The 20,907-nt window shown below is 54.5% G+C and carries 19 protein-coding genes; 6 read left to right on the forward strand and 13 right to left on the reverse strand.

The features are described 5' to 3' along the window. Positions 1-4: 4 nt before the first annotated feature. From BB497_08600 to BB497_08610, 3 genes are read right to left on the reverse strand one after another with little or no spacing between them, the layout of a single operon-like run. Positions 5-805 (reverse strand): peptide ABC transporter permease, encoded by an 801-nt coding sequence (locus tag BB497_08600; GenBank protein ID AVI62759.1) that lies wholly within the window; start codon positions 803-805, stop codon positions 5-7. Further along, positions 802-1,782 (reverse strand): ABC transporter permease, encoded by a 981-nt coding sequence (locus tag BB497_08605; protein ID AVI62760.1) that lies wholly within the window; start codon positions 1,780-1,782, stop codon positions 802-804. The genes BB497_08600 and BB497_08605 overlap by 4 nt, the downstream gene beginning before the upstream one ends. Then, positions 1,773-3,362: a nickel ABC transporter substrate-binding protein gene (locus BB497_08610; protein AVI62761.1), complete on the reverse strand. Its 1,590-nt coding sequence runs from the start codon at positions 3,360-3,362 to the stop codon at positions 1,773-1,775. Before BB497_08610 ends, BB497_08605 begins: the two co-directional genes overlap by 10 nt. A gap of 118 nt (positions 3,363-3,480) precedes the next feature. Between BB497_08610 and BB497_08615 the strand changes: the two genes are divergently transcribed. Continuing rightward, positions 3,481-3,882: a nickel responsive regulator gene (locus tag BB497_08615; GenBank protein ID AVI62762.1), complete on the forward strand. Its 402-nt coding sequence runs from the start codon at positions 3,481-3,483 to the stop codon at positions 3,880-3,882. Positions 3,883-3,997: 115 nt separating this feature from the next. On the opposite strand, the gene BB497_08620 is transcribed toward BB497_08615, so the two are convergent. Beyond that, positions 3,998-4,480, reverse strand: a complete 483-nt coding sequence (locus BB497_08620) for a peptidylprolyl isomerase (GenBank protein AVI62763.1) — start codon at positions 4,478-4,480, stop codon at positions 3,998-4,000. Between the two features lie 183 nt (positions 4,481-4,663). Between BB497_08620 and BB497_08625 the strand changes: the two genes are divergently transcribed. Next, a complete protein-coding gene (locus tag BB497_08625; protein AVI62764.1) occupies positions 4,664-4,945 on the forward strand; it encodes a hypothetical protein in 282 nt (93 codons plus the stop codon). A gap of 89 nt (positions 4,946-5,034) precedes the next feature. On the opposite strand, the gene BB497_08630 is transcribed toward BB497_08625, so the two are convergent. The 9 genes from BB497_08630 to BB497_08670 all read right to left on the reverse strand — a co-directional run bounded on the left by BB497_08630 (position 5,035) and on the right by BB497_08670 (position 13,862). Further along, the gene (locus BB497_08630; protein AVI62765.1) at positions 5,035-5,505 is read right to left on the reverse strand and encodes a hypothetical protein; all 471 of its coding nucleotides are present in this window, start codon (positions 5,503-5,505) and stop codon (positions 5,035-5,037) included. 328 nt (positions 5,506-5,833) lie between these two features. Continuing rightward, positions 5,834-7,432, reverse strand: a complete 1,599-nt coding sequence (locus BB497_08635; GenBank protein AVI62766.1) for an isocitrate lyase — start codon at positions 7,430-7,432, stop codon at positions 5,834-5,836. A 410-nt stretch (positions 7,433-7,842) separates the two neighbouring features. Continuing rightward, positions 7,843-8,265: a GNAT family acetyltransferase gene (locus BB497_08640; GenBank protein ID AVI62767.1), complete on the reverse strand. Its 423-nt coding sequence runs from the start codon at positions 8,263-8,265 to the stop codon at positions 7,843-7,845. 2 nt (positions 8,266-8,267) lie between these two features. Then, the gene (locus BB497_08645; protein AVI62768.1) at positions 8,268-9,446 is read right to left on the reverse strand and encodes a transcription factor; all 1,179 of its coding nucleotides are present in this window, start codon (positions 9,444-9,446) and stop codon (positions 8,268-8,270) included. 68 nt (positions 9,447-9,514) lie between these two features. Continuing rightward, on the reverse strand, positions 9,515-10,900 hold the full coding sequence (locus BB497_08650; GenBank protein ID AVI62769.1) for an adenylosuccinate lyase: 1,386 nt from the start codon (positions 10,898-10,900) through the stop codon (positions 9,515-9,517). Positions 10,901-10,959: 59 nt separating this feature from the next. After that, complete coding sequence (locus BB497_08655) at positions 10,960-11,598, reverse strand: lysogenization regulator HflD (protein AVI62770.1); 639 nt, start codon at positions 11,596-11,598, stop codon at positions 10,960-10,962. Beyond that, complete coding sequence (locus BB497_08660) at positions 11,595-12,737, reverse strand: tRNA 2-thiouridine(34) synthase MnmA (GenBank protein AVI62771.1); 1,143 nt, start codon at positions 12,735-12,737, stop codon at positions 11,595-11,597. Before BB497_08660 ends, BB497_08655 begins: the two co-directional genes overlap by 4 nt. Before the next feature lie 88 nt (positions 12,738-12,825). Further along, the gene (locus BB497_08665; GenBank protein AVI62772.1) at positions 12,826-13,266 is read right to left on the reverse strand and encodes an NUDIX hydrolase; all 441 of its coding nucleotides are present in this window, start codon (positions 13,264-13,266) and stop codon (positions 12,826-12,828) included. Continuing rightward, positions 13,263-13,862 carry a pseudouridine synthase gene (locus tag BB497_08670; GenBank protein AVI62773.1) on the reverse strand — a complete coding sequence of 200 codons (600 nt, stop codon included), beginning with the start codon at positions 13,860-13,862 and terminating at the stop codon, positions 13,263-13,265. The genes BB497_08665 and BB497_08670 overlap by 4 nt, the downstream gene beginning before the upstream one ends. A 254-nt stretch (positions 13,863-14,116) precedes the next feature. Between BB497_08670 and BB497_08675 the strand changes: the two genes are divergently transcribed. The 4 genes from BB497_08675 to BB497_08690 all read left to right on the forward strand — a co-directional run bounded on the left by BB497_08675 (position 14,117) and on the right by BB497_08690 (position 20,831). Beyond that, entirely contained in the window at positions 14,117-16,351 is a 2,235-nt protein-coding gene (locus BB497_08675) for an isocitrate dehydrogenase, NADP-dependent (GenBank protein ID AVI62774.1), read from the forward strand. A 281-nt stretch (positions 16,352-16,632) separates the two neighbouring features. Further along, complete coding sequence (locus BB497_08680) at positions 16,633-16,941, forward strand: ATP-dependent Clp protease adapter ClpS (GenBank protein ID AVI64309.1); 309 nt, start codon at positions 16,633-16,635, stop codon at positions 16,939-16,941. Positions 16,942-17,079: 138 nt separating this feature from the next. After that, on the forward strand, positions 17,080-19,356 hold the full coding sequence (locus BB497_08685; GenBank protein AVI62775.1) for an ATP-dependent Clp protease ATP-binding subunit ClpA: 2,277 nt from the start codon (positions 17,080-17,082) through the stop codon (positions 19,354-19,356). Between the two features lie 302 nt (positions 19,357-19,658). After that, positions 19,659-20,831: a transposase gene (locus tag BB497_08690; protein AVI62776.1), complete on the forward strand. Its 1,173-nt coding sequence runs from the start codon at positions 19,659-19,661 to the stop codon at positions 20,829-20,831. The last annotated feature ends 76 nt before the right edge of the window (positions 20,832-20,907 follow it).

The following is a 20,907-nucleotide window of genomic DNA, read 5'->3' on the forward strand; positions in this document are numbered from 1 at the left end:
CGAGCTATAACGCCCGCCGTAACGTAAACGCTAGCCGATCAATGCACAGCACCAGCAGCAGTAGTCCTAACCCTGGAAATACCCCAAGCCACCAGTAGCCTGCGGTGATGTAGCGCATGGCGTCTGCCAGTAATACCCCGATGGCCGGTTGGTTGGGGTCTAGGCCAACCCCTAAAAAGGTGAGGGCGGCTTCATGCAAAATGGCGTGGGGAAACAGTAGCAGGGCACCAACAAGGCAGTGAGGCAGTACGTGGGGTAATAAATGATGCAGCAGGATAAAGCCACGGGATTTGCCCAGCGAGCGTGAAATACGCACGTAAGGGGCATGACGCAGGGTGAGTAGCTCAGCCCTCAGTACCCTCGCTAGGCTTGGCCAGTGGGTAACGGCGACAGCAATAATGACGGCCTGGGTGCCGCCGCCCAATGCAAAGGCAATTAACAGCAGTAAAATCAAATGCGGCACGCTGAGCAGTGTATCGATCAGTAGGCTGACCAGCGCATCAAGTTTACTGGACAGTGTAGCGATAGCGGCCAAGGTTAACGCAATGGCGGTGCCCAGCAGTGCCGCGCTGATACCGACCCAAAAGCTTAGCCTAAGCCCGGCCAGGGTGCGTGCCCATAGCTCACGGCCCAGTGCATCGGTGCCTAGCCAGTGGCTGGCGCTGGGCGGTGCAAGGCGCGCATCAAACTGCATCTGTAGTGGTGCTGCCCCGAGCCATAAGGGGCTGGCGATAAGTGCGCTTAATAGCACCACTGCAAATGCGATATACGCCACAGCATAAAGGCGCGGCTGGGAGGCGCTCATAGCGGCCCCTGCTCGATACGTGGGTCAATCAGGTGATAAAGACTGTCGGCGATTAGATTACCTACGCTGACGAACAGCGCGGTAAAGAGCGCAATGCCCAGTAACAGGGGGACATCGCTACGCAGTCCTGCCTCAACGGTGGCTTGCCCAAGCCCTGGGTAGGCAAAAATCTGTTCGATTAAAATGGCGCCGCCAAATAGCTCGCCCAATGAGGCAAACGCTAAGGTAAGTGCGGGGAGGCTTGCGTGGCGAATGCCGTGTCGCCAGGCAATATCAATACGACTGGCCCCCTGGGCAAAGGCATGGGTGGCAATCTCAGAGCGCATCAGCGCAATCATGCGCGTACGAGTGTGTAGTGTAATAGAGGCAATACCCAGGAGCGTCAATGTCGCAACGGGAAGCGCTAAATGATGTAGCCGGGTGAGTAGGCTGACCTCCTGACTCAGCATTCCTGGTGGGCCGGCACAGCAGATAGGCGTCCAGCCCAGGTACACCGAAAACAACAGCAGGCCTACTATGCCGAGCCAAAAAGTGGGCGTTGAGGCGGTGATATACGCATAGCCGCTAATCACTCTATCAAGCGTTGACCCCTCTTTAGCGCCTGCAATAACGCCTAGCGCAAAGCCCACCACTACCGAGAGAAGCCACGCGCTGCCTAGTAGCATAATAGAGCGGTAAAAGCGCTGGCTGATGACCTCGCTGACCGGCTGGTTATAGATATGGCTCCAGCCTAGTTCGCCGCTGAGTAGTTGACGTAGCCAGTGGCCAAACTGGACGGCAGGTGGGGACTCAAAGCCCCAGCGCTCTGTGATGAGGGCGCGCTGCTCAGGGCTCACTTGGGCCATTTGTGGCCCCAGGTAGGCGTCTACCGGATCGATAGGCGATAGCATCACAAGCCCAAATGCCAGCGCGGCGACGCAAAACAGTACCAGTGTTAAGCGCAGGCAGCGGTAGGCTAGCCAGCGGGTCAATCGCACGTCCAGCGCCACGTCTGGAGGTTGGCGGTAATGGGCCAGCCGTGGCCATGGGGAGCAATACCCAGTTCGCCAACATCTAGGCAGCGATGGGCAGCATAGACGTGAGCAAGGTTAACCATCCATGCCCAGCTGGTATCACCACGAACACCATAACCGGTTTCGCCATCCCACTGGGCGGCTTGCCAGTGTTGGTTGGCGGTTTCCTGATCAGCCGCTGTTTGAGCTGCGTCTAAATGGCGATCTACCGTAGGGTTGGCGTAGTAGCCGCTGTTGTAGAACCCAAAGCCTGCGTGCTGACTATGAAATAAGTAGTACACTTCCTGGGGGCTGTGGCTGCCAAAGCCAAAGACAATGGCATCCTGGTGGAGCGCCTCGCGCTGTATCTCGTCCCAGTGGCGCCCTGTGGGCTGCATCTCAATCCCTAAGGGGCGCACCATGTCAGCACTCACTTGGGCTAATAATTGGCGCGTGGTGTCGCTCGCCGGGTAGGTTAAGCGAAAGCGCGCCGGTTGGCCGTCCTTGTAGCGCAGCCCGTCTGCACGAAGCTCCCAGCCTGCGTCATCTAAGAGGGTATGTGCGCGTGTAAGGTCAGGCGCTTCAAAAGCTTCATCTGTATCGCTCCATGCCAAACCGTCGGCAGGGCCAAATGCCGGGCGGCCATAGCCATGTAGGGCAACGTCTACCAGCGTTTCTCGATCAAGGGCCAGGTTAATCGCCCGACGGATGGCGATATCGGCGGTGACATCATTACCAATAGGGGCGCCTGAAGGCGCGTGTTCACCGCTCGCTGGCTGCATTGGGAACAGGATACCGCGGTTATCAACGCTCTCCATCACCACGCGCTGCATATGGGTAGGAAGGTTGGCTGCCAGCGCCGGTGGCAGCGCGGCGAGGTCAACTTGCCCGGCGTGTGCGGCACTTAAGGTGGTGTCTTCCCCGGTGAATAGAAATACTAACCGCTCAAAGGCAGGCGGTTCGCCGTAATAGTAGGGGTTACGCTCAACGATAAGCTGTTCGCCTTCCTGCCACTCCACCAGTTGGTAAGGGCCAGCGCCCAGGGGTTGCCTGCCATAATGATCGCCATAGCCATTTTCCCGCTCTGCGGCAGGCACAATCCCTAGGGTCATTAACTGGTCGATAAAGGTGATACGGGGTGCTTTGAGGGTCAGTTCAACGGTATATCGGTCAATAGCGTGAGCTGCTTGTAACGCGCTAAGGTCGGCGCGCCCCCCCGCACTAGACGCCGCATTAAAGGTATAGGCAACATCCGTTGCGGTTAGTGGCGTGCCATCGGCAAAGTAGGCATCGTCGCGCAGGGTGAGCGTCCAAGTGAGCCGGTCTTCTGAAAGTGACCACGCCGTGGCGAGCTCAGGCGTTGGGGCTAGGTCATGGCCACGGGATAACAGCGTTGCTTGAAACAGCGGGCTGCCATACTGGCCCCAACCTAGCAGGGGGTCGAACCCTTGTTCGGGTTCACCGCCAATGGCGAGCACAAGCTGCTCTTTCGCTTGAAGTGGGCTATTAAACGCTAAGCAAAAAGCGGTCAGGCCCAGTAAGATGGAACGCTGGTAACGAAACATGGCTTAGCCTTTTAACTCAAAAGTATGATGATTTAACAATAACATCATACTCTACGGTCAGGAAGATGCCCTTTGCCGCATTTGATAGGTTAAGTAGACGTAGACAATAGGAGGCGGGATGCAACGTGTCACGGTGACGTTGGATGAAGAGTTGCTTAGCGAGGTGGACGCGCTAATGCGTATACGCGGGTATCAGAATCGTTCAGAGGCAATTCGCGATCTAACACGCAGTGGTTTGAAGCAGGCAAGGGAAGAGGTGGCCCCAGAGGCACCTTGTATGGGGGCGCTGGTCTACGTGTATGATCATGCCGCGCGAGATCTATCTAAGCGCTTAACTCGCCACTCCCACGACCACCACGACTTGACCCTTTCAACTCTGCACGTGCATATCAACCACGATAGTTGCCTGGAAGTGGCGCTTCTAAAAGGGCAGGGTAGCGCCTTGAAACAGTTTGCCGACGAAGTGACCTCATCGCGCAGCGTGCGCTATGGTCAGCTCGTGTTAATTCCAGAAGAGTAGTGGTTAAAAAAGGTGGGTAAAAAGTCGAGGTTAGACGTTAGCTGGCTGAAGGGTATCCAATAAAAAGGGCGGCCCATGGCCACCCTCTTATGCGAACGTTCAGCAACTAAGAAAGTTAGTGCTCAACGCCGCCTTCGCCGTGCACATGACCGTGCTCAACTTCTTCCTGGCTTGCTTCACGCACTGTAGCAATCTCAACATCGAAGTTGAGCTGCTGGCCTGCCAGCGGGTGGTTGCCATCAACCACAACCGTATCGCCTTCAACCTTCTTGACGGTGACCATCAGAGGGCCGCCCTGGGTTTGTGCCTGGAACTGCATGCCTGGCTCAATGCTTTCAACGCCCTGGAAGGCATCGCGGGGTACTTCTTGCATCAGCTGTTCTTGAACTTCACCGTAGCCTTCAGAAGGCGAAACGGAAACGTTCAGTTTGTCACCAGCGGCACGGCCTTCGAGCTCTTTTTCCAGACCTGGGATAATGTTGCCAGCGCCGTGGAGGTAGGTCAGCGGCTCGCGGCCTTCGGAACTGTCAAGCACCTCACCTGCATCATTGGTCAGGGTATAGTGGAACGCGACAACCGAGTTTTGCGCAATTTGCATTGATTAACCTTTCGGTGAGTGCATGTCCCAACATGGTAACGCGTGTGAGCTAGCTTGTCAGGGGGTAAGCCAGGGTTTTTCCCGCTACTGGCCTTTGGCGGTATTGCGCCATGCTGTGCGCAGGGATACTCTACAGCCACAACTTCTTCTCCCTCTTCCAGACAGCTTTATATGGAGTTTTCTATGACGGTCTTCGTTCTTTGGGTAATCGCCTTTGTTTTGATTGCCTATTTTGCTAATAAGCGTTGGGATAACGGCGTAAGCCAAGGCCTAGATAAAATGCTACCGGATGTTTTAAAGACCCACGGTGATAATCGCCACTTATGGATTGGTGCGCTGGCGATCCTAGGCGCCACCACGCTGGTGCGTCCGGTAGATATCCTGTTAGTGGTGGTGCTACTAGCCATCATAGGGCTTATTGTTATGAAACTGGCGAGCTGGGCAAGTAGCAAAACCACTCACTAACGCCCTCAGCACCATAAAAAAGCGCCCGATCAGCTTGGCTGATCGGGCGCTTTTAATTTACTTGAACTTTAAAACTGTATAGCGAGCGCTTAGTAGGGCGCAACACTCATGTTGGCACCACTGCCAATCAAGCGAACCCGCTGGCCAGCTTGGAATTGACGGTCGGCGCGCTGAACCACAATAACGTCCGTGCCGTCATCGCGGCGGATTTCCATTTCGAGTGCGCTAACACGGTTAGCACGGTCTTCAGCTGCTGTACCGGCAACGGCACCACCGAGTGCACCTGCTACGGTTGCAAGCTGTCGGCCAGTACCGCCGCCTACTTGGTTACCTAAAATACCGCCGATCGCTGCGCCGCCGCCGCCGCCCAGCAAGTTACCAGTGCGGCTGTCCGCCTGAATTTGTACCGGACGTACGGCAACAATGGTGCCATACGCAACGCTTTGGCCGGTTTGGGCTTGGCTGCCACGGTATACATCGCCTGAGTAAGGGGCGGTATTGGCACAACCCGCCAATGTAAGAATGCTTAACGCAGCAACGGGTAGTAGTAGACGTTTCATTAAAACCTCCAGTATCTCAGCTCATAAAGCTGCAACGAATAGCATGATAATAGAACAGCGTTCTTTAAAAGATAACGGAAGCATCCTGATTTGACCAGCCATCAATGAAAAAGGTCATAAATTGCTGAGGAGGCGCGCATTGCGCAAGCAGTGTGCAAATACTTTGCACATGCGTGATGTACGCCTACGGGTGGCAATAAGCGACTATGAAGTGGGCCAACTGTTCAATACGAAAAATTATCCAACACAAAAAACTATCCAACACAAAAAAGGGGGCTTTCGCCCCCTTTGGTTGACTGCTAAAGCTTTATTGCTTATCCGGTATGAATTAACCGAATTGGTTCATTGTGTTGTCTTTACCACCGGCTTTCAGTGCGGCATCACCGTGGAAGAACTCTTTATGGTCGTCGCCAATGTTCGAGCCTGCCATATCCTGGTGCTTAACAGTCGCGATGCCTTGGCGAATTTCTTCGCGCTGCACGCCTTTAACGTAGGCCAGCATTCCCTCGTCACCAAAGTAGCCTTTCGCTAAGTTGTCGGTAGAGAGTGCCGCAGTGTGGTAAGTCGGCAGTGTGATCAGGTGGTGGAAGATGCCGGCTTCACGGGCGCCATCGCGCTGGAAGTTACGCGTCCACTCATCTGCCAATTGGCCAAGTTCGGTGTTGTCGTACTCAACGCTCATCAGCTTATCGCGCTGGTAAGCGGAAACGTCTTTACCTTCTTTCTCCCACGCATCAAACACTTGCTGGCGGAAGTTCAGCGTCCAGTTGAAGGACGGTGAGTTGTTGTAAACCAGCTTGGCGTCCGGGCACACTTCGCGAATGCGGTTAACCATGCTGGCAATTTGGCCAACGTGGGGTTTTTCGGTTTCAATCCACAGCAGGTCAGCACCGTTTTGAAGGCTGGTGATACAGTCCAAAATAACGCGGTCTTCGCCGGTGCCAGCTTTGAACTGGTAAAGGCCTGAGGCCAAACGCTTGGGTTTAACCAGTTTGCCGTTCTGCTTGATGACAACATCGCCGTTGTTAATGTCGTCAGCATTCTCGATAACATCGCCATCCAAGAAGCTGTTGTACTGGTCGCCCAGGTCGCCTGGTGCGTTGGTAACAGCGATCTTCTGGGTCAGGCCTGCACCTAGCGAGTCAGTACGTGCCACGATGACGCCATCATCTACGCCTAGTTCTAGGAAGGCATAACGTACGGCGTTGATTTTTGCCAGGAAGTCTTCATGAGGAACGGTCACTTTACCGTCCTGGTGACCACACTGCTTTTCGTCAGATACCTGGTTTTCCAGCTGGATGCAGCACGCGCCTGCCTGGATAAATTTCTTAGCCAGCAGGTAGGTCGCTTCGGCGTTACCAAAGCCCGCGTCGATGTCAGCGATAATCGGCACGACATGTGTTTCGTGGTTATCGATTTTGCTGATCAATTCTTGCTCTTTAGCGCTATCGCCAGCTTCTTTGGCGTCATCTAGCGCGCGGAAGAGGTGGTTAAGTTCCCACGCATCTGCCTGCTTCAAGAAGGTGTATAGCTCTTCAATCAGGTTGGCAACGGAGGTTTTTTCGTGCATGGACTGGTCAGGCAGCGGACCAAACTCAGAGCGTAGTGCGGCAACCATCCAGCCAGAGAGGTAGAGGTAGCTGCGCTTGGTGGTGCCAAAATGCTTTTTAATCGAGATCAACTTTTGCTGGCCGATAAAACCGTGCCAGCAGCCCAGGGACTGGGTGTACTTAGATGTATCAGCGTCGTAGGCCGCCATGTCTTCACGCATAATTTTAGCGGTGTAGCGGGCAATATCTAGGCCGGTGTGAAAGCGGTTCTGGGCACGCATACGGGCGGCGTATTCTGGCTTGATCGCTTCCCATTTACCACCTTGTGCTTCGCGTAATTGGGCGATGGCTTTAATATCGTCGAGAAGTCCTGACATGAGCTGATACCTCCGGGGTCGTGATAGCGATATCGCAAGTACGTTAGTTAATGCTTATGTTGCACTTGCGAAGTTGTTTCAGGGTTACTTATTTAAGTTGCTGTGTCGCTTAGATAATCGTCTCTAATAGAAACGTCTCTAAGAGGAACGTCGTACTCTCTTGAAAGCTATAAGCAAACTGAGCGAGTGCGCCGTACTGCAATGCAACAACTATCAACTAGTACGACGCATTCAACAATTGTCACTTGGGGGCAGAAGGGGTTGTAACTCGACTACAGGGCCTAGTCATAACGCCGTGTTTGTGTAGTCGTTTTTCGTCAGTTCACTATCAACAGGCCAAAAAAAGCGCCACCTAGCGGTGGCGCAGTCGTCAGTTATGAGACGGTTAAGTGGGCGATAAGAGGTGTTCTCTAAAGTGTTAACGCCATGTCGCGATGGGGAATGCCTGCATCCATAAATATCTCGCCGTAGGCGACAAAACCTAGGCGCTCATAAAAAGCCAGGGCATGTAGTTGAGCGCTAAGCTCGGCTTTTGCATGGCCAGCTTCGCGGGCAGCTTGAATGGCTGCTTCCATCAGCTGATAACCAATCCCCGTACCTCTGGCGCTGGGAAGAACCGCCACGCGACCAATATGGCCATCTGGCAGTAGGCGGGCGGTGCCCACCGGCTGGCCATTGAGAGTGGCTAAAAAATGGCGGCACTCGGCATCCCGGCCATCCCACTCTTCCTCTTGGGGCACGCGCTGCTCTTCAATAAAGACAGTGCAGCGAATAGCAGAGGCTGCCTCCCCTAGCGTGGGCCAATCGCCACTAACAATGTCCACAGGTGACATGGCTAATCCTCGTCCTCTTCGCCCATAAAGCCTAGGCTGCCCGTATTGGTGAGCTGCGTGATGAGTTCAGTGGCACCGCTGAGTTCCAGCACGTCAGCGTGGATGGGTGCAGGGTCGGCAAGGCGTTTGGCCAATGCTTCTGTGCAGGGGTGGCCATCGCCATCAACAAACAGAGTGGTGCCGCTGGCATCACTACGCCAAGCGATTCGGGAACCCGGCATTTGGAACAGAGGCTCGCCAGCGTGTAGTTGCGCAACAAGGTCTTCTTCGCTCATGGGCTGCTCTAAGGGAACAACCTGATCGATATATTTTGGCTGCGTCATAACGCGGCCAAACCATTGTGCCATTTGTTCCGGCTGATCCAGGGTTTCAAGGATAAATTGGCGCATCCGTTCTACGGCGGCATCGTCCACCTCACCTAGCTGGCTGGCGGGTGCCATGCCTGCATCACTGTAGCGCTGGGAAGCCGATAGCTGTTCACCAAGGTAATCAGCATAGGAAGTGATGGCTTCATCTGCTGAGGGCGCGCGAAAGCCGACCGATATCGTCATGCAGTCATCGGTTTGGCTAACCCCATGATGCGCCCAGCCGGGTGGCAGGTAGAGCATGTCGCCGGGTGCTAGCGTCCAGTCGGAGTTTGCTTCTACCTCAAAGGTTTCAAGAATGCGCAGGTCGATCCCTTGAATGATCGGCGCATCGTCAGACTGCTTGCCGCCCAATTGCCAGCGACGATGGCCGCTGGCCTGGAGCAGGAAGACATCATACTGATCAATATGCGGTCCAACGCTGCCACCAGGGGGGGCGTAGCTGATCATGATGTCGTCTAGCCGCCAACGGGGCAAAAAATCAAACTCATCCATTAACGCCGCAATAGAGGGCACGTAATGATCTACAGCCTGCACCAGCAGACTCCAGTTGCCTTCTGGAAGCCGCTCAAAGGTGGCGTCGTCAAACGGCCCGTGGGATACCTGCCAGGGGCCGTCGGGGCCATCTTCCTCGACTAGCCGAGCCTCAACGCCAGGTTCGCAGGCCAGGCCTGCTAGCTCATCGGGCTCAATGGGGCTTAAAAACTCGGGAATAGCGCCACGAATCAGTAGCGGTTTCTGTTGCCAGTAGTTGGCCAAAAAGTCTTCTGGGGTCAAATCGCCCAGCAACGTTAATGGCGTATTGGGTTGGCTCATGGCGGTATCCTAAATAGGTGAACGCGGCGCTATTACAGTTAGTGACAACTGTTGATGACAACAACGAATTACAGTAAATCTAGCCGCTGGGTAATCGCTTCGGCTTGTGCCGTAGCATTACCAATGTAGCTAGCCGGTGAGAGCGCTTTCAGCTCATCTTTTACCGTCGCGGGTAATTCGAGCGTATCAATAAAGGCGGCAAAGCCAGCTTGGTCGATGCGCTTTCCACGGGTTAGCTCTTTCAGTTTTTCGTAAGGCTTTTCAATGCCGTAGCGGCGCATGACCGTTTGGATCGGCTCGGCGAGGACTTCCCAGCTATTGTTTAAATCTTCTGCCAGCCGCTCTGGGTTGGCTTCTAGTTTGCTAATGCCTTTTAAGCTGGCGTGGTAGCCGATCAACCCATAGGCCAAGCCTACACCGAGGTTACGCAGCACCGTGGAGTCCGTCAGGTCGCGTTGCCAGCGGGAAATCGGCAGTTTTTGCGCCAAGTGGCTAAGTACTGCGTTGGCAAGGCCCAGGTTGCCTTCCGAGTTTTCAAAGTCGATTGGGTTAACTTTATGCGGCATGGTGGATGAGCCAATTTCGCCTTCCACGGTGCGTTGTTTGAAGTAGCCCAGGGAGATGTAGCCCCATACATCGCGGTCAAAATCGATCAGGATGGTGTTGAAGCGGCAAATGGCATCGAACAGCTCAGCAATGTAATCGTGGGGTTCGATTTGCGTGGTATAGGGGTTAAAGCTCAAGCCTAAACCTTCCACAAAAGTGCGCGCATTGGCTTCCCAGTCGATATCGGGGTAGGTGGTTAAGTGTGCGTTGTAGTTACCCACGGCACCGTTGATTTTGCCTAGTATCTCAACACTTTCGATCTGCTTGAGCTGACGCTTAAGGCGGTAAGCCACGTTGGCCATCTCTTTGCCCAGCGTGGTCGGGCTGGCCGTTTGGCCGTGGGTGCGGGACAGCATCGGCTGACCTGCGTGGGCAATTGCCAGCTTGGCAATATCGTCGGCAACCTCATGCATAGTGGGCAGCAAGGCTTTTAGGCCGTCGGCCAACATCACGCCGTAAGAGAGGTTGTTGATGTCTTCACTGGTACAGGCAAAGTGAATAAATTCGGTGACGGCATTGAGTTCGGTTTGGCCTGCAATCTTCTCTTTCAAGAAGTACTCAACCGCTTTGACATCATGGTTAGTCGTGCGCTCAATTTCCTTGATACGCTCAGCGTCTTCTACCGAGAAGTCGCGAATCAGCTGCTCTAAAAACGCAGTCGCTTCAGCGGAAAGGGGAGGGACTTCGACAATTTGGCTGTGGTCTGCCAGGCGCTGCAGCCAGCGTACTTCCACAATCACGCGCGCACGGATCAGGCCGAATTCGCTGAAGTGTTCACGTAACACAGCGGCTTTAGCGCCGTAGCGGCCGTCAACGGGGGAAAGGGCGGTTAAAGCTGAGAGTTGCATGGCGTAAGCTTCCAATGGGTCGGTAGGAGGATGAAGAGAGCAGGATTGTATAAAAAGGGTTAGCTAAGGCTATCCAGCGCGCGCCGTAGAGCTTTACGCTGGAAAACAAGCTTCCAGCGGCGACCGCCCAATTGGTGCCAAAGCAGTGCAAAGCGAATGCCTGCCATTAAACACGCGCGAACCCGCTCCGGCATCATGCGGGTTTGCAGCAGTGAAGGGTCGCCTTGCACCACAATACGCGTTTTAAACGTCGAAATTGTTTCCTGATAGGTCTCGCCTAGGCTGGCAATGACGTTCTCATGAGTAGTGCCGAAGTGCTCCGCCTGCCCCTGGACATGGGCTAGCTTTTGGCCGAGTACATCCATCATGTGGTGATCGGTGCGCAGTTTGTTCATTAACAGCAGCAGTGAAAAGCCATAGCGCAGCACCACGGGGTTGGCCTGTTTGCGGCCTACCAAAGCTTCCAGTGTATCCAGCCCGCGGCGAAGGTTGTTGGGGTGGCCGCCATAAATGGCTTCAAAACTTTCCGGATTGGTGTCTACCGTGGCGTTAATCAGCGTTTCCCAGGCGCGGGAATCGACTTGCCCCGTGCGTGCTAGCTCATCGACGAGGCTTGCGGCTTGAAAAACGCCAGCAAGTGCGAGCGCCTGGCGGGCAGCCGGCGTATCCGGTGCGCGATGAATAGGTGTGGCACTCATGCAGCAGTCTCCGAAGCTTTCCAAGTGGCGCGGATCACGCCACCGCCTAAACAGATATCACCATCATAAAGTACCAGCGACTGCCCTGGCGTTACCGCCCATTGTGGGTCATCGAAGACCACTTCCACGCTGCCATCCGCTAGAGCGCGTATTTCGCAGGGGCAGTCGCTTTGGCGATAGCGGGTTTTCGCGGTAAAGCGGCCCTGCTGTGTGGGCGGTTCGCCCGCGACCCAATCCATTTTTTCCGTGGCTAGGGTATCGGTATAGAGCAGCGGATGATGCTTGCCCTGTACGGCAATCAGTACGTTGCGTGCTAAATCTTTGGCAGCCACGTACCAGGGGTCTTCTGAGTAGTTGGCAAGGCCGCCGATACCCAGGCCCTGGCGCTGGCCAAGGGTGTAGTACATGAGCCCCATGTGCTTACCGATGACATCGCCTTCCGGGGTTTCAATCATACCGGGCTGTGCAGGTAGGTATTGCTGCAGAAAATCGCGGAAACGGCGCTCACCAATAAAGCAAATGCCCGTGGAGTCTTTCTTCTTGGCGGTTACTAGGTCGTGGTGCTCTGCCAAGGCTCGGACGGCGGGTTTCTCCAGCTCGCCGACAGGGAATAGCGTGCGTGCAATGGCCGCTTCGGGCACTGCATGCAGGAAGTAGCTCTGGTCTTTGTTACCATCCAAGCCTTTTAGCAGGCGCGGGCGCCCTTCACGAACCCCTTGACGCACATAGTGTCCGGTCGCAATTTTATCTGCGCCTAGCATTTCGGCGTATTCCAAAAAGACCTTAAATTTGATCTCCCGGTTACACAGAATGTCAGGGTTAGGCGTTCGGCCTGCCTTATACTCGGCAAGGAAGTGTTCAAACACGTTATCCCAATATTCAGCGGCGAAATTAGCCGTATGCAGCTTAATCCCCAGCTTGGCGCACACCGCTTCGGCATCGGCGAGGTCTTCCTTCGCTGTGCAGTACTCTGTGCCGTCGTCTTCGTCCCAATTCTTCATGAACAGGCCCTCAACCTCGTACCCCTGTTGGAGTAGAAGCAGGGCAGAAACAGACGAATCGACGCCACCCGACATGCCGACAATAACTTTGCCGTTAGCGGTTGGCTCGGTAGTGGACGACCCAGTGGTGGCCGACATAGGCATCCCCAGTAGAAGTAGTGTGCATAAGAGCAGTAAGCAAGTGGCCGAAGATTATACACGATGGGGGCTTAACGCTTCGAGTGCTTCACTCCCGAATCACGGTAAGGGGGTAGCAGTGTCCGCTGCTGGCATCAATAATGCGTTTAAGCACCAAGGGGCTGCGTAGCCGCTGAGCGGCATTAAGTGCTTCTATTTCTTGACGCGTGAGCCAATGGGTAGCCGTTATATCGCTATCTATAGGGGTGTTCAGTTGGGTATCTGGGGTGGCGACAAAGCCGTGGCTATGAAACGTCACTCCCTCCGGTGTGTGAAATACATAAAGCCCTAAATAGCCCGTTAACGTTACCTGCCAAGCGGTCTCTTCTTTTACCTCGCGCACTATCGCCGCAAGCGGCCCTTCGCCAGGCTCCACATGTCCTGCAGGCTGATTAAAAACGGTTGCTTTGCCACCGCGTGCTTCTTCCACCATCAAGTAGCGCCCATTTTGCTGGATCACACAGGCAGCTGTGCTACGTATATGGCTCATGAGGTGCGCCTACGCCGTGGCGAGCTGCCACGTTTAGGTTTAGTTGACTGTGGGGCATGTAGCGTCTCTTTGCGCCACTCGCCGGGCGCTAGGTCTCCCAGCTGCCATGGGCCAATCGCTGCGCGAATCAGACGCAGGGTGGGAAAACCTACATGGGCGGTCATGCGCCGGACCTGACGGTTACGGCCTTCGCTGATGGTTAGCTCCAACCAGCTAGTGGAGGGGTGGCGCTTGGGGTCAACGGCGGGGTCGCGCGGCGCCATGGCAGGCGCTTCAATGCGCCGTGCTTTGGCGGGCTGAGTAGGGCCATCTTTCAGGGTGAGGCCTTGTTTAAGCAAGCTGATCGCCTCATCGCTTATATGCCCCTCAAGCTGCACCCAGTAGGTTTTTGGCTGCTTATGCCGTGGGTGGGCAATGCGATGAATGAGGCCACCGTCATCGCTGAGAAGTAGCAGCCCCTCTGAGTCGTAGTCCAGCCTTCCAGCGGCATAAACGCCGGGCGCGTTAATTACATCGGCTAGGGTGGCACGGCCTTGGTTATCGGTAAACTGGGAGAGCATTCGATAGGGTTTATGCAGTAAGTAAAGCGTACTCATGTTGCCTCGTAGGTCGTGCTTTTAATTTGTCGACAATCGTTCATGCGGTTAAAGTTCAGCGCTGGTATACTTCGGCGTAGCCGTATGAGACGTGCTTGAGTCGTCGTAATCACCACCGCAGTAAACCACCGAGTGATGCCGGGGCAGCCAAGAAATGCTCCCCCTACTTCGCGGCCTGGTCTTTTGTTGAATGCGCCGCGTAGCTTGAGATTTTTTATAATCACAGCGACAGAAAAAAAGAGGTTAACGCAAAAATGTCCACAACGCCGAAGATCATTTATACGCTCACCGACGAAGCCCCTGCGCTAGCAACCTACTCTTTGTTACCGATCATTGATGCCTTCACCGACTCTGCCGGTGTCGAAGTTGAAACGCGGGATATCTCTTTGGCCGCGCGGGTATTGGCGCAGTTCCCCGATGTGCTCAGCGACGAGCAGCGCGTTAGCGATGACCTGGCCGAGCTTGGCCAGCTGGCTACCACGCCTGAAGCCAATATTATCAAGCTGCCGAACATCAGTGCCTCCGGCCCGCAGTTAAAAGCCACCATTAAAGAGCTACAAAGCCAAGGCTACTCGCTGCCGGACTATCCGGAAGAGCCGCAGAACGACGAAGAAGCTTCCATTAAAGCGCGCTATGACAAAGCCAAAGGCAGTGCGGTAAACCCCGTGCTGCGTGAAGGTAACTCTGATCGCCGTGCGCCAAAATCAGTAAAAAATTACGCTCGTAAATACCCGCACCGCATGGGTGAGTGGAGCGCGGACTCCAAGTCCCACGTGTCTCACATGAGCGAAGGTGACTTCTACGGTAGTGAGCAGTCTGCCGTTATGGAGAAGGCCACTAAGCTTAAAATTGAGCTGCAGCAAAAAGATGGCACCAACGTTGTACTGAAAGAAAGCCTCTCCGTGCTTGAAGGCGAAGTGATCGATGCTGCCAGCATGAGCAGCCGCCGCCTGCGCAGCTTTATCGAAGATCAGATCAATGATGCCAAAGAGCTTGGTGTGCTGTTTTCGCTGCACCTGAAAGCCACCATGATGAAAGTGTCGGACCCGATCATGTTCGGCATCGTGGTTGAAGAGTTCTACAAAGACGTACTCGAAAAGCATGCGGATGCGTTAAAAGAGGTTGGCTTCAACCCCAACAGCGGTATCGGCGATCTGTACAGCGCGATTGGAAAGCTGCCTAGCGCTCAGCAAGAAACGATCAAAAGCGATATCGAGGCGCTTTACCAGGAGCGTCCTGCCATGGCGATGGTGAACTCCCACAAGGGGATTACCAACCTACACGTGCCTAGCGATGTCATCATCGACGCCTCTATGCCTGCTATGATCCGCGATTCTGGCAAAATGTGGAACGTCAACGACGAGCTGCAAGACGCGAAAGCGGTTATTCCAGACCGCTGTTATGCGACCATTTACCAAGCAGTGATTGACGATTGCAAAAAACATGGCGCCTTTGATCCTACCACCATGGGCAGCGTGCCTAATGTGGGCTTGATGGCGCAAAAGGCGGAAGAGTACGGCTCCCACGATAAAACCTTCCAAATTCCTGCCGATGGCACTGTCGTGGTGACTGACGACGCTGGCCACACGCTGTTTAGCCATGCAGTAGAAGCGGGCGACATTTGGCGTATGTGCCAGACCAAAGACGCCCCGATTCAGGATTGGGTGAAGCTTGCCGTCACCCGCGCCCGTGATAGCGGTGCGCCGGCTATTTTCTGGCTCGACGCTAACCGCGCCCACGATGCTCAGCTGATCAAGAAGGTAGAAACGTACCTAAAGGCGCACGATACCGCTGGCCTGGATATTCGTATTCTGGCACCGGTAGATGCTATGCAGCTCTCCCTTGAGCGTATTCGTAAAGGTGAAGACACTATCTCCGTGACGGGTAATGTACTGCGTGACTACCTCACCGACTTGTTCCCGATTATGGAGCTAGGCACCAGCGCCAAGATGCTCTCTATTGTGCCGCTGATGAACGGTGGCGGCCTGTTTGAAACCGGCGCGGGCGGTTCAGCACCTAAGCACGTTCAGCAGTTCTTAGAAGAGAACCACCTGCGTTGGGATTCGCTGGGCGAATTCTTGGCGCTAGCGGCGTCTCTAGAGCACTTGGGCAGCACCTTTGGTAACGAGCGCGCGACGCTGTTAGCCAAAGCGCTGGATGAGGCTAACGGCCAATTCCTCGACAGCAACAAGTCTCCATCGCGTAAAGTAGGTGAGCTTGATAACCGTGGCAGCCACTTCTACTTAGCGATGTACTGGGCCGATGCACTGGCTGCGCAGGATCAGGATGCAGAGATGAAAACCCTCTTTGCTCGCTTGGCTGAAACCCTGAAAGCCAATGAAGCCACTATCGTTGATGAGCTAAACAGTGTTCAAGGCCAAGCCATGGACATTCAAGGCTACTTCCACCCTAATGGTGAACTGGCCAGCCAAGCAATGCGCCCGAGCAAAACGCTCAATGACGCCCTTGCAATGGTTGCTAAAGGCTAATAACCACACCCAGCAGCCGTTCGTGCTGCCGCTGGGCATAGCGCATTAAAAATGTTGCTATCACCCCTCGCCCGCTAGCCGGGCGAGGGTTTTTTGTCTCGCTCAGTGTGATAATTTGTTTTTTTCCATGAACCCTTGCTGGCGTCGCGCGTCTTATAGAAGTAACGACTCAAACTAGATGCCGCGTGATAGCTAAGAGACGATATCCCTTGCTGCTTATGCCCAATATTCACAGTTCATACCTGGCGACTATCCTGCAAGCAGGCATGTCACTCCCTGATATGCCTGACCATGATGATGGCCTGGCGGTAGAAACAGCCAAGCCTGAGTTAGCTCAGCCTCCGCTTTATAAAGTGGTGCTACATAACGACGATTACACTCCTATGGAGTTTGTCGTAGAAATTTTGCAAGGCTTTTTCGGTATGGATAGTGAAAAAGCGGTGCAAGTAATGCTCGCGGTGCACACCCAGGGTAAAGCTACCTGCGGTATCTTTACCCGCGACATTGCCGAAACTAAAAGTTATCAAGTCAATGAATACGCCCGTGAATGCGAGCACCCACTAATGTGTGATATCGAATCTGCTAACTGAAAGCGTTGAAAAAAATTAGCGGAGGGGCTTGCAACCGCGCCATTTGTACCCGATGTTGAAAGTGCCGGTCGATTAAACTGATCCGATGCAACCCCTAGGTGGCAATATGCCCTAGGTAGTAGCGAAAAGGGGACTGCCATGCTGAGCAAAGAACTTGAACTGACCCTGAACACGGCCTTCACCGTGGCACGCTCTAAGCGCCACGAATTTATGACCGTTGAGCATCTGCTCTTAGCATTGCTGGACAATGCCTCTGCGGTGGATGTACTGAAGGCGTGTGGGGCAAACCTCGACAAGCTGCGGTCCGATCTGCAGGATTTTATTAACTCGACCACGCCCCTGATCCCTGAAGGCCAGGGCGATCGTGAAACGCAGCCAACGCTTGGTTTTCAGCGTGTGCTGCAGCGTGCTGTGTTCCATGTACAGTCATCCGGTAAAAGTGAAGTCACCGGTGCGAATGTGCTGGTTGCTATTTTTTCTGAGCAAGAGAGCCAAGCGGTTTACTTCCTGAAGCAACAGAGTGTCGCCCGTGTTGATGCGGTGAATTACATCGCCCATGGAATTTCTAAAGTAGCAGGCCATGGCCCTGCGCAGTCGCCCTCTTCTCCAGAGAGCGAAGATGCCGAAGAGGGCAGCGCAGAAGGTGCCGCACACCCGTTAACCGGTTATGCCACCAATTTAAACGAGCAAGCGCGCCAGGGTAAAATTGACCCGTTGATTGGCCGAGACCACGAGCTTGAGCGCGTGGTGCAGATTCTTGCTCGTCGGCGTAAGAACAACCCGCTACTGGTCGGTGAGGCCGGGGTCGGTAAAACGGCGGTTGCCGAAGGCTTGGCGAAGCGCATCGTTGAAGAAGACGTGCCTGACGTTATTGCTGATGCAGTTGTGTACTCACTGGATATGGGTGCGCTGCTGGCGGGAACGAAGTACCGCGGCGATTTTGAAAAACGCCTCAAAAGCCTGCTTAGTGAATTGCGTAAGCAGCCAAACGCAGTGTTGTTTATTGATGAAATTCACACCGTCATTGGTGCAGGAGCGGCTTCTGGCGGCGTGATGGATGCGTCTAACCTGTTAAAGCCCTTGCTCTCTTCTGGCGAGCTACGCTGCATCGGTTCAACGACTTTCCAAGAGTTTCGCGGTATTTTTGAGAAAGATCGTGCACTGGCGCGTCGCTTCCAAAAAGTGGATGTGCTGGCGCCCTCAGTGGAAGACACCATCAAAATTCTTAAAGGGTTGCGCTCACGTTTTGAGGAGCACCACGAACTCAAGTACACCGATGGTGCTTTGGAGAGCGCTGCGCGCTTAGCGGATCGCTACATTAACGATCGTTACTTGCCCGATAAAGCCATTGATGTGATTGACGAAGCGGGCGCGCATCAGCGCATGCTGCCGCCTGAAGTGCGCACGCCAACCATTGATGTGGAGCAGGTCGAAGCCGTTGTTGCCTCCATTGCGCGTATTCCGCCGAAAAGCGTTTCAAGCTCGGATCGGAAGCTGCTTGAAAAGCTCGACCGCGATCTGAAAATGCTTGTGTTTGGCCAGGATGAAGCGATTGACTCGCTATCTGCCGCGATAAAACTGTCTCGTGCCGGGCTGAAGTCACCGGATAAACCCGTGGGCAGCTTCCTGTTCGCAGGGCCTACCGGTGTCGGTAAGACCGAAGTGGCTAAACAGCTTGCGCATATTATGGGCATCGAGCTGGTGCGCTTTGATATGTCGGAGTATATGGAGCGCCACACCGTATCACGCTTGATTGGCGCGCCTCCTGGCTACGTAGGTTACGACCAGGGTGGTTTGCTTACCGAAGCGGTAACCAAGCAGCCTCACTGTGTTCTACTACTTGATGAGATCGAAAAGGCCCACCCTGAAGTCTTTAACTTGCTGCTGCAGGTCATGGATCATGGCCGCCTGACGGACAACAACGGTCGCGAAGCAGACTTCCGGCACGTTATCCTGATCATGACCTCAAACGCAGGGGCTGAGCAGGCATCGCGTCGCTCAATTGGTTTCCAGCATCAGGATCACTCTACCGATGCCATGGAGGTGATTCGTCGGACGTTCTCACCAGAGTTCCGCAACCGTTTGGACGGAATTATTCAATTCCATGCGCTGCATACCTCTGTGGTGCGAAACGTGGTTGATAAGTTCTTGATTGAGCTTCAGGCGCAGCTGGATGAGAAACGTGTTCAACTGGAAGTGGATGATACCGCCAGAGATTGGCTGGCAGAGAAGGGTTACGACCCAGACATGGGGGCGCGTCCTATGGCTCGCCTCATCCAAGAGAAGCTTAAAAAGCCGTTGGCTGAGATGATTTTGTTTGGCGAGTTGGCAGACCAAGGGGGGATTGTGCATGTCAGCCTAGAAGAGGGTGAACTGCATCTTTCTACCGAATCGGAAATGGCGGATGCGCCCTGATAAGGGCGCTAAGTCGCTGTTAAGCATCATGCCTGGCTCTTTTGTGCTTGAAGTTCATAGCTGAAAGAGTCAGCGTGGTTGTCAGCCTAAGTTAGTAAAGCAGTAACGCACAGCGCCCTGTCATCGACGGGGCGTTGTCGTTTCCAGGGAGCGGCGCCGTATTTAACTTAGCAAAAATCCGCGTAAACCCTCGCCCGATTGAGGGCGGAGATACAAGCGGGCAGCGCGCTAGCGCTGCAGGGGTTGTAGTTTCGTATTTATCTGGCACTATACATTCATACAGTCAACGAGTTGAAGCCGTTGTGTTAACAGCCACCAAAGTACGCATCTACCCCACCCCCGAACAGGCTGATTTCTTGAATCAGCAATTCGGGGCGGTGCGGTTTACGTACAACAAGGCACTGCACATTATCAGCTCGCAGTACAAGCGCCATGGCACCAAGCTGCGCGCTAAGAAAGACCTCAAGCCGTTGTTGGCGGTGGCGAAGAAGTCTCGCAACTACCACTGGCTCAAAGCGTTTGATTCTATCGCACTGCAACAGGCGTGCATTAACCTGGATCGCGCCTTCCAGAACTTCTTTAACCCCCAGCTTAAAGCCCGCTATCCGCGCTTTAAACGCAAGCATGGCAAGCAATCGAGCTATCACTGCACCAGCGTTAAGGCGGGTGATGACTGGATCAAAGTCCCCAAGCTTACGCCGATTAAAGCCCGAATCCATCGAGAGATCGCCGGCACGCTGAAAAGCATCACACTGACCCGCACCCCCACGGGCAAGTATTTTGCCTCGCTGCTGGTGGAGGATGGTGTGGAGGCAGCCGCACCGCTGCAAACGGTGGAGACGGTGCTGGGGGTCGATATGGGCTTAACGCATCTGGCCATCGACTCCACTGGCCGCAAGGTCGCCAATCCTCGCTTCTTGAAGCTGGCGTCTGCCAACCTACGCCGCAAGCAGAAAGCGCTTTCACGCTGCCAGAAAGGTAGCAAGCGCCGTGCGAAAGCGCGGCTAATGCTCGCCAAGGCGCACGAGCGGCTGGGGAATGTGCGTGCTGACTTCCAGCACAAACTGTCTCGACAACTCATTGACGACAACCAAGCGGTGGTGGTCGAGACACTGAGCGTGAAAAACATGCTCAAAAACCGCAAGCTGGCCAAGCATATTGCCGATGCCAGTTGGAGCAGGTTGATCGAAAAACTGGCGTATAAGGCGAAGCAGCAAGGCAAGCATCTGGTCAGAATTGACCAATGGTTCGCCAGCTCCAAAACCTGCGCTGGCTGCGGCCACAAAGTCGAACAAATGCCCCTCAGTGTCCGCACCTGGGATTGCCCAAGCTGTGGCACAAAGGCGATTGACCGTGACGTAAACGCCGCGATCACTATTCGCCAGCAAGGCATTTTAAAATTAAAGGCGGAAGGGCTGTCCGTCTCTGCCCATCGAGGCCTGTGTGAGACCGGTCACGCACCGGCTGCGGCCTAAGACATGGGAAGCCTCACCCGTGGTTGCGTAGCGACGTAGGGTGGGGAGCAGTCACATGTGCATACACTAGCAGAGT

It is taken from the genome of Halomonas sp. GFAJ-1 (genome assembly GCA_002966495.1).
Lineage (GTDB): Bacteria > Pseudomonadota > Gammaproteobacteria > Pseudomonadales > Halomonadaceae > Vreelandella.